9 protein-coding genes are annotated in these 10,046 nt (G+C 46.5%); all 9 read right to left on the bottom strand.

Features of this window, described 5'->3' with window-relative positions:
* Positions 1-3: 3 nt before the first annotated feature.
* Positions 4-642, bottom strand: a complete 639-nt coding sequence (locus tag GPK39_RS08705) for a hypothetical protein (RefSeq protein ID WP_215675066.1) — start codon at positions 640-642, stop codon at positions 4-6.
* A 15-nt stretch (positions 643-657) separates the two neighbouring features.
* Positions 658-894 carry a hypothetical protein gene (locus tag GPK39_RS08700; protein ID WP_215675064.1) on the bottom strand — a complete coding sequence of 79 codons (237 nt, stop codon included), beginning with the start codon at positions 892-894 and terminating at the stop codon, positions 658-660.
* 189 nt (positions 895-1,083) lie between these two features.
* Positions 1,084-3,417, bottom strand: coding sequence for an ATP-binding protein (locus tag GPK39_RS08695; RefSeq protein WP_215675062.1), 2,334 nt, complete (start codon positions 3,415-3,417; stop codon positions 1,084-1,086).
* A complete protein-coding gene (locus GPK39_RS08690; protein ID WP_215675060.1) occupies positions 3,414-4,520 on the bottom strand; it encodes a DegT/DnrJ/EryC1/StrS family aminotransferase in 1,107 nt (368 codons plus the stop codon). The genes GPK39_RS08695 and GPK39_RS08690 overlap by 4 nt, the downstream gene beginning before the upstream one ends.
* A gap of 66 nt (positions 4,521-4,586) precedes the next feature.
* Positions 4,587-6,047, bottom strand: a complete 1,461-nt coding sequence (locus GPK39_RS08685; RefSeq protein WP_215675058.1) for a lipopolysaccharide biosynthesis protein — start codon at positions 6,045-6,047, stop codon at positions 4,587-4,589.
* A 218-nt stretch (positions 6,048-6,265) separates the two neighbouring features.
* Positions 6,266-7,279 (bottom strand): glycosyltransferase family 2 protein, encoded by a 1,014-nt coding sequence (locus GPK39_RS08680; protein WP_215675056.1) that lies wholly within the window; start codon positions 7,277-7,279, stop codon positions 6,266-6,268.
* Positions 7,280-7,524: 245 nt separating this feature from the next.
* Entirely contained in the window at positions 7,525-8,880 is a 1,356-nt protein-coding gene (locus GPK39_RS08675; RefSeq protein WP_215675054.1) for an O-antigen polymerase, read from the bottom strand.
* The gene (locus GPK39_RS08670) at positions 8,877-9,815 is read right to left on the bottom strand and encodes a glycosyltransferase family 2 protein (protein WP_215675052.1); all 939 of its coding nucleotides are present in this window, start codon (positions 9,813-9,815) and stop codon (positions 8,877-8,879) included. Before GPK39_RS08670 ends, GPK39_RS08675 begins: the two co-directional genes overlap by 4 nt.
* 19 nt (positions 9,816-9,834) lie before the next feature.
* A partial coding sequence (locus GPK39_RS08665; protein ID WP_215675050.1) for a sugar nucleotide-binding protein occupies positions 9,835-10,046 on the bottom strand: 212 nt, incomplete at its 5' end.

Genomic DNA, 10,046 nt, shown 5'->3' with positions numbered 1-10,046 from the left:
GGCCTAGGATATCAACTGATTCCGGATATCGGACACAGGGGCCGCAAGGGCCCTTACACCAACTTTCTCGACACTACCCTCATCACTAAGCTCTTCTTCGCTACCGGGCTTTGTAACCCCCGCGGGATTGCCACCGGTGGACTCATCGGTACCGGGCTGGGTCTTCCCCGCCAGCGGCCGGGCGCCTGTGGGTTCAATTACCACATGCTGCGCTACGGCGCCGCTGGCATCGATAACACAGGCAGTACTAAAGGCCCCGCCCATCGGCGTCACAAACTGCGCCGACTTAAGTGAGCCACTCTCGCAGGCAGCATCGGCTATGGCGCTGGTCGCGTCCACCCAGGAGGCGTCCACGGCAAACTGGTCATCGAAGGCATACAGGCCAAAGAGGCGGCAGTCATCGCCCGATCCGATACCAGCGGCAGCAACATGTGCACCACCGCGTACGGTAACGGTAGCCCCGCGCACGCCGGCCACCGAAGCATCGATCATGCCCCTGCCGTCTGCCCGGCCATCGATCAAGCAGCCGTCGATTACCAGCGCACCAAGCGCAAAGACGCCGCATTGCGAACCCGTCGCGCGCAGCGAGCCTGCGCCGCAAAACGTAAGGTTACCCCACACCTCAAGACAGCTCGTGCACATGTCAGCATCCTCGGCCTACGCCTCGTCTACAACATTTTGACCCACCAGCGTTACCACCAGATCGCCTTCCGCGCCAATGGTCTCGTCAGTGTAATCATTAAGCTGCAGATGGTCGGCATCGGACCAAGACCAGCCGAGGCCCGAGACGCCGGGCTCATCATACGTCTGGCCCGCGATGGTAAGGCCATCCGCACCCGCGGCATAAGAAGGCCTGCCTAGCAAAACGCATAGGCAGGCCGTCGGCAGCATCAATACAAATGCGCCACCACGCTGTCGACAAAATCCTGAATCGCCGTATTATCTAACAAGCTGGAGGCTTCAATTGCGTATAAGCCAGCACCAGCTATGCAGAACAAAACATACAAAAACGAACGATGGCCAGTACAGCACTGGCCATCGTAAGCTTATCGAAGCAGTAAAATACCCGCAGCTAAGGCAGCTCTACTCACAGCCTTCATTAGAAAAATCGAAGGCTTGGCCGAGCCCCATAGCCTTAGCGCGATTATAAAGCCAAGTCGCAACCGAGACGTCAATGTACGACAAGCCAATTGCGTTGAAGTAAATAAACTGACTATCGTTCAATCGGCCTTGTTTCTCCCCCGTGATAATCTCATAAAGATTAGCGTGCACGTCGTTATCGGTAAGCAGGCCCTTCTCAAACATACGAGCGATCGTAGGAGAACCGCGATGCTTAAGTGCATGCCAGTCATCGCATACGATCATATCGGCCTTTCGGGGGACATCATATTCATCCTCCCAACCGCCAACATGGCAGTAAAGAGCACCGCCTTCAATCCAATCAGCCTTTAACACAGGAGCCTGTCCGCTAATTGCCGTCACAATAATATCGGCGCCGCTCACAGCCTTTGCCATATCAGAACCCATAGATTCGGCCTGAATGCCCTCATCGCATAACTGTTCAGCAAGCGTATCAGCGTGATCAGGAGTGCGACCAGACACGCGCACAACAACCCCGGAACCCTTAGGAGCAATCATTTTTGCATGGAAAGCAGCTTGCTCACCGGTGCCCACAAGCGCCAAAGACTTTGTCTTAGACTTTGCGAGGTAGCGAGCAGCGAGAGCATCCACAGCTGCGGTCCTCAAAGCAGTAAGCATCGAAGCATCCATGACAGAAACAGTAGATCCATTTTCCATGCTAGAGAGGACCATGACGCCACCGACGTTACGCATGCCGAGCTTTTTAGGATTCTCCGGGAATACAGAGACCCATTTTACGCCGGCTTTTCCCAGAGTTCGCACAGTAGAGGGCATGCAGTTGATTCGCGACTGAGTTACATCATCAAAAACCTGCGAAGCCTTCTCGGGCAAAATCACGCGATCGGCAGCGAACTCACGGAAGCCATACTCAACAGCCTCCAAAAGTCCCGAAACATCGCCGCCCCATGCCTTAAGCAAATCAGAACGATTAAGCAAAAGAGAACTCAACTGCACGCGATTAGAAAAATTGCACTCGCGAGATTGGTCAAGCATGGCGTATCCGCCCTTTTTCAAAACAGCAGGATCAAAAGTCTCGAGAATCATATCCTCGCCCTTCTCATCCATAACGTTCAGCTTCTTATTGACCTGCTCAATTTCATCTGCGAGCTCGCTATAGTTCGATGCCAAAACGTCAATCTCGGCAAGTCTCTGATTAACATCGCAACTCAAGCCAATACGCTCGCCCTCGGCAACACGAGGAATGCAGGTAACGACTTCATTGATGTTGTTCAGCGACCGAACGGCAGATAGGTCTCCTACAACTCCGGGTTTAATCGTCGGAAATAAAACAGCGGCTGCACGCCCACCCAAAAGGGCAGCATTCTCGATTCGAGGCACCTTAGGCATCTGCCCGGTAAGCGCAAAACGAACAAGCGCTTCCGGCAGATCAACCCCAGTTGCCTTTTTTAGAATCCGCTCATAGTCGACACCAGGAAACCTAAGACCCGGGTCAAAGAATCTGAACTTGTCCCCATCGACAAAACCCTGCATGAATGCAGGGCCATTCGTGAAGCCCATGTTCTTAAGCATCTTCACTACGCGGGAATGTGCCGAACACAAAAAGAGCTCAGTGAAGCGGGAGGGAGAAATAGCACCGTGAACAACCTTCTCCAAGCCATTTGCCTCACTGCCAGTAAAACTGTCGGCAGTTCTAACCAGATACGCTTCTCCATCAACGAAGAAATACGTAGCTTGAAACTCCTGGCAGCCACCCATGTAACGCTCAATTACAACATGGCCGTCGGAAGACTCATCTTTCGCGGTAACAATAGCGCAATCAAGCTCATCATACGAAGCACAAACAGCCTGTCCACGAGAGCCGCGACTGTCGCTAGGCTTTACAAAAACCGGAAAATCGACAACTCGGTTTTTAACATCTGCCTCACTAAAGCTCGGGATAATGTCTACCCCGTTCTCGATACACATAGCCTTAAAAGCACGTTTATCCGTCATCAAACGGAACTGCTCAGCAGATCCGTAGCAAGGCACATTGAGCTTTGAGCAAACTTGTTGATATGGCCGTTGCGCAGGATCAATCCAACCACAAACGACCCCATCAACTTGCTCGCTTTTTGCCATAGCAACTATTCCATCGACATCTTTAATATCGAGAACGTATGCCTTGTCGGCAGAAGCCTTCGTCGGGCTCGTCTCAAGCCAATCGGCAACAATAACGTAGACTCCGAGATTGTGAGCTGCCTCCACAAGCTTAAGCTGTTGCGGCGTACCGCCCAGAACAAGCAGACGCTTTCCAGTCAAAGAACTCGTCTCGCTCATCGCGCACATCCCAAAACAACATCACAAATACGGTCGACATCATCGAGAGCCAAATCGGCGAACATAGGAAGCGTAAGTACTCGATCGGAAACCCACTTAGCCACGGGAGTGCGCTCGCTTGCGTAAACGCTGCGATAGCATGCGTAATCGCTAATAAGAGGATAGAAATACTTGCGAGCACCAACGCCAGCAACATCAAGCGCAGCAAATACATCGTCACGCGTTGCGCCAAATTCGTCTTCGAAAACAACCGGCAGATATGCATAGTTAGAAGTGATACCATCACCGGGACGACAAACCTGAACGCCCTTCGCGCCCTCCAAGCGCTCCCAGTAGCGCTCAGCGACGGCTTTGCGTTTGGCAATTTCCTGCGGCAGATGGCGCAAGTTGCACACGCCCATAGCCGCACAGAACTCATTCATCTTGGCATTACCGCCGACGTACTCAACATCCTCTGGGCCCATAATGCCAAAGTTCTTCCACTGATTGAGAAGCGGATACAGATTAGAATCCTTAAAAGCAACAGCGCCGCCCTCGATAGTGTTAAACACCTTCGTGGCATGGAAACTAAACATAGAGGCATCTCCAAATGTGGCAACAGAAATATCACCACGCTTGACGCCAAACGCATGTGCAGCATCATAAATGACCTTAAGACCATACTTGTCAGCAATAGCCTGAATGGCATCGACATCGCAAAGATTACCGTAAACATGAACGGGAACAATTGCACACGTGCGCGGAGTTATGAGCTTTTCAATAGACTCAGGATCAATCGTGTAATCGTCATTCCTAATGTCAGCAAAAACCGGCGTAAGCCCCTTGCGAACGATAGCGTGCGTAGTGCTTGCAAACGAAAACGGAGTGGTAATGACTTCGCCCTCAAGGCCCATAGCCTCAAGAATGCATTCGAGAGCATTGTGGCCATTGGTAAAGAGAGCAATATTATCGATACCCAAGTACTGTTTGAGTCCGGCTTCAAGCTTCTTATGCTCAACACCCATATTGGTAAGCCAATGGCTCTCCCAAAGAGGAGCGATCTCCTCGATATACTCCGACATCGGAGGCATTGAGGATTTTGTAACTAGAATGCGATCGGACATATACGTTTCCTTCCCTTCATAAGCACAATTAAAAAACAGCGAAACTAAATTGTAAGTCAAACACCATTAATTCCGTTTAGCATCAAGATAATCCCTTACCGTGATTACGAGATAGTCAAATGCTTCAAAATGTAACAATTTAGAAAGACCTAAATAAACAAAAGCCATGACGAGCATCTCAAGAACAATGGTAAGGATTGAAGAAGCATTTAAAAATACAACCGAATAGGCGCATAGCCCTGAAACAAATGAGATGAAGAACGCAGGAGCGATGTCTCGCAGCTGTTCAGCATACGAGTATCCTATTACCCACTTGTTAGGAGCTGCGTTAATAAATGTACTAAGAATGCCAGTAAATATATAACTAAATACAATGAGATAGATATTGTGAAAAACGAACGCCATAACCAGGAGATTAATTAACCCAATGGCTTTTTTTATCAACTCAAGCCTAAGGAAGAGATCACTTCTTCCGAGACCATTCAAGGCCTGAAGGTTAGTGGTGTGAATCGGCAGAAGCATATAGACAACGCAATACATCTGCAGAAACGGAACACACGAAAGCCATTTGTCGCCCAGCAAAAGACTAATAAGCGGGCGAGCCGCAATAGCAAACAGCGTCATGGAGGGCACGATGCAAAAACAGGACATTTTTAGTGCACGACGAACTATAGATTTGACCTTATCAAGATCCATCTGCGTCTTAGACACCGCGCTCAGCATAACGGGTTGAATAGCGCCGTCAAGGAGCGATCCAACAGCAGCAGGGTACTTTTTACCCTGCGATACAAGGCCAAGTTTTGACGCGTTAAACTGACCGCCAATAATCAAGTCAGAAAGACTCTGATAACCTTGATCGAGAATACCGGAGGCAAGAAGCTTCCAGCCAAAGCCAAATAACACCTTAGCGCGGTTCACGCTAAACTCAAAACGAGGACGCCAGTCTAACTGAATAAAATGTGCGAAACAATTTACAATCTGGAAAGACAGCTGCTGCAACACTAGGGCCCAGAGACCCGCGCCAGCAAAAGCCGAGCTAATGCCAACCGTTGCAGATACCAAAACGGACCACATCGTGGCGTTAAAGATTTTTCGAAACTCCATCGACCTCTGGATTAAAGCTACCTGAACAGAGTTGAGCGCGTTAATCACCAAGATTAACGTAAGCGCCCTAAGCGGCCAAACAAGATATGGCATTCTATATACGTCGGCGACAACAGGGGCAAACGCAAAGATCAAAATATATAGGACGACCGAAATCGAAAGACTGAGCCAAAAAGCTGTAGACGCATCGCTCGATTCGAGCCTAGGAGTCTGGATGAGTGCAGTTGGAAGTCCAGACTGCACAAACACATTACCAAGATTAACGAATACAAGAATTATCGCCAAGGCACCAAACTGCTCGGGAGCCAAAAGGCGTGCCATAACAATTTGCACGACAATCTGAACAAGCTGATTACCAGCGCGTTCAAGAAGCTTCCACACAAAGGCGCTCATTGATTGCTTTTTTAGAGACGACTGAGACATCTATTAAACCTTACAGACCCGAATGAAATGCAACAGTATTTTATAGATAGGACAATTTGAGCTACCAACCAAGAAATCCGATGTCAAATATGTACTGAAGAAACTTATGGGCAAATTAATCAAACCAAATAAATGCATGTTTGTTAAATTTGCCATTGAAAATAACCAGAGGGCATATGCCACGACATCGCATTAACAAAACTTGTACAAGGCCAGCTTTAACGAGGCATTTGGTTATTTCGAGAAGCAATTCTTACAAGTTTGCGCCCTTCGTCTTTACCAAAGCCCTTCGGCTCGATCGCATAGCCAAAGAATCGTAGGCAGCGCTTAACAGCAACAATTGACCAATCTTTGAAACACAAGGAATTAATGGCCTCCTTAACAAATACTGTCAAGTCGGGCATGGCTTCCGAAGAAAAAACCGTCCTCAAAAGAGGATGACTCGCTTCAATGAAAGATGAATGCCAACGATGGCCAGTGAATTGATCTATAGTCTCATACATTTCAAGCCAACGTTTAGCATTAAGCACACGTTTATTATCGGTATTCAAGCTTGAAGTCCATGAACCGGGAACCTGATACCTATACACGGACATCTCATCAGGAAAATAATGCACGCGACCAGTTGCCGAAGCGTACAGCACCGAAGGGAAATCTCCAACAGGAAAAGTCGCTGGCCAGTCAATATGTTTTGAAACAAATAGCGATTTACGGTAAAGCCAGCTAGCAGTAGGAACATTCCAATTGGCAATAATTTCTTCACTAGAAAGATCATGCTCAGTATCGCCCATCCCCATGCGACACAATTTTTCGTCCGATATTCCATCAACCACGACGGCAGCATGACAGACAAGGGCGCACTCAGGATGAGACTGCAGATAATCAACTTGTTTCTGTAATTTATTTACGTCAGCCCAATAATCATCGCCCTCACAAGCGGCAATATATTCACCCCTAGCCGATGGAACCAAAAGGCCTTGGGTATAACCGCCGGGATATGTATCTTTCTGGTACTGGTTTTCTTTCTCATAAAAGACTCGAAATATGCCAGGGTATTTATTTTCATATTTCTGAAGAATCTCTATTGTTCCATCAGTAGAAGCATCGTCATGCACAAGAATTTCGATTTCAAATGAAGCATGTTGCGCAAGAATGCTATCGAGGCACTTCTCGATATATGAAATGTGGTTATACGTGATAACGCAAACGCTTACTAATGGCTTTCCACCCAATGTGAACCTCTTTCAAAACAATCACGAAACATAATTAAAAGGTCGCGAACCCAGATCCCCAAACCGCTTTTCTAAAAAGTAAAAGCATGCATATCAATAGCAAATACCAACCTCTAAAAGACTCAACACTGAAATCCCGAATGCTGAGTGATTAATTTCCAGATAGACAATAAATGGGTTAAAGACAAATGAAAAGAATGGATAAAGATGCTGTCGGCAGTATTAGCGACAGATACTAGCCGTTCTCACCCATTTCTTCGATAGACGGAACGAACCAGAAGATCGGCAGCAAAAAGCAACAGAACATAAATCCAAAATACCGGTTGTGCAAACTCTGAAACAAAAAAGGAAATTGCCAATGAATACAAAACAAGGTAATAACCCAAGTGGATGAACGGATTGTTAAGTGTTCTTGCTTTCATCTCGATACAGCAGCTGAAATAACCAATAAAAAACGAGTACAGCACAACACCCAGAAGGCCAAAATCGCGATAGGCAGGCGTTATGAACGGATACGTATTAAACGTCGGCAAGAGCATTAAACCGCTTGTTGATAATAGGTCGGACGGAACCATACTCTTGCTTGCAGTAAGGACAAGGAGGGGGAACGCCGTGTTCACACCAAACGAAAACTGATTTAGATTGCTAATCAAATAATTAAAATTGTCAAAATTAAAAGAAATGTAGAGATACAACTGCCAAAAAGACATCTCATTTTTTGAGGTAGTCAAGGGTAAATTAAATACACTTGCAAGATATGCAGTACTCTGATTTCTAAATGATGAAAGAAACGTCCACAAGACCAGAACTCCCAGTATCAGAGCGCAAATCTTACCGAGCGTTATTAAGTTTTCTTTCCCTCCAAAAATAAAATAAGTCATAGTAAACAAAATTAATTCGAGCAGCATTAATTGTCTTGACACAATTAATAGAGGCACAATCGAACAGAAAGAAACGAAGGCGAACAGAGATTTATCGTTTGATATTTTTAACTGTGCCGACTTTAGATAACAAAAATACAGAGAGGGCAGGAAACAACATGAAACGGTAAGATAATGAACATAGGGCATACCAAAACTCATATAGGCCGACTGCGATTCGCCAAATACTGGAAGACTTTTTGAGTATATGCAGTCTGCGCCCAGACCAGACGCTACTAATAAACACCAAATTAGAAGCACGAATCGAAAGGCATCTGAATCTATTTCCGAATAGCTTCCAGTGGTATATTTTCGACGATGGAATTGTTGAAAATGAAAATAAGTATTGTAACCGAACATAAATAAGGGCAATGCAACACTTATACACAAAATGGTCATAAGAGACCATTCAATTTGATCCGGATGTATCCTAATTAGACTTAATCCAATTGATACCATCCAGCTCGTGCTCAGAATCCCTTTCGCATTAATCAATGAGCCGTAGTACCTGCCATATGTCTTGAAGCATATTAAGCCAAGCATAATTGTTATGAACCCAACAGGGCGAGTCAACAACTCAATGCAGTTAGCCAAAAGAATAAAAAGAAATAGCAACGCGCTAACAATCAGATCAAAACCAGATGTATCTGAACAACAGCTTTGCAATGTTTCTTTTTTCATGATATTCCTTCAAAACAAACGATAATCTGGCCTATCTTCCGTAAACCCCTCTTCCAACAACCGCTCCGTATTAGATGAATGACGGCAGACAAACCTTTTGTCTCACTGATTGAGATAAACTCTCCAATGATATGCAGCTGCTCGTTGTCCAGAATATCTTCAAAATACGACCGAACAGCTCCGGCCTGGCGGATGGTATCCACAACACTATTCTTCATTTGATCAAGGTGTAAAGCCTTATTTAGAGGAGAATACTTAAGAGCGCCAACCTCATTATTACTATGTTGCCTATACAGCGAGGTAGGCACATCCAAATAACCAATCTGACCAAAGGCAGACGCAATAAGACAGAGCCACCAATCATGCATAATTACATCATCGGTATTCTCAATACGTAACGCCAATTCACGGACCATGGAATTAATCATCATTGTGCAGCCGGCGCCAATTGATTGTGCAAGTACTTGGCGAAACCCTGTTCTTGTAGGATCAATCGCCGAAAATCGCTCAAACGAATCGTCGATAATATCCAAATTTGTCGAGACGACTTTCATGTCAGTAAAAACAAGCGTAGGAACAAGTGGCGCCTTGGCCTCAAGCTGCATCATAGCTTCCAAGGTAATTTCAACTTTATTAGGTAGCCACACATCGTCTTGATCGCAAAACATACAATAAGAAGAATCCGAATACCCCATTGCAGCGAAAAAATTCTCTTTCGCTCCGCCATATTTGCAATTTGCAGACACAATTTCGATGCGACTATCCATTGAAGCAAAACGACGAACGATATCAAGAGTGCCGTCCGTCGAACAGTCATCTGAAATCAACAAACGCCAGTTAGTATAAGTCTGTTGCTGAATTGACTCAATCTGTTCAGCTATATAGCATTCACCGTTATAGGTTGCTAAAAGTATGTCAACTAGGGGCTCAAGCAAGTTAATAGTCCTCATCATTCTAAATCGAAAGAAGCTTCATATATTCCGTTAGCTCTTCCTCCCAGTCGGGCATATAGAAGCCCACAAACTCGAGCATAGACAGGTCGAGCGCGGAGTGGACCGGGCGCGGGGCGACGGGACCGGCGGCGTTGGCGTAGTAGTCGGCGGTCGAAACCGGCACGACCCTGTCCCCGTTGCCGTTGGCGGACTCGAAGACGGCGCGGGCGATGT

Origin of the sequence: Collinsella aerofaciens, from assembly GCF_018785245.1 — a bacterium.
GTDB classification, from domain to species: domain Bacteria; phylum Actinomycetota; class Coriobacteriia; order Coriobacteriales; family Coriobacteriaceae; genus Collinsella; species Collinsella aerofaciens_AD.
This window is presented reverse-complemented; position numbering and strand designations above follow the sequence as displayed.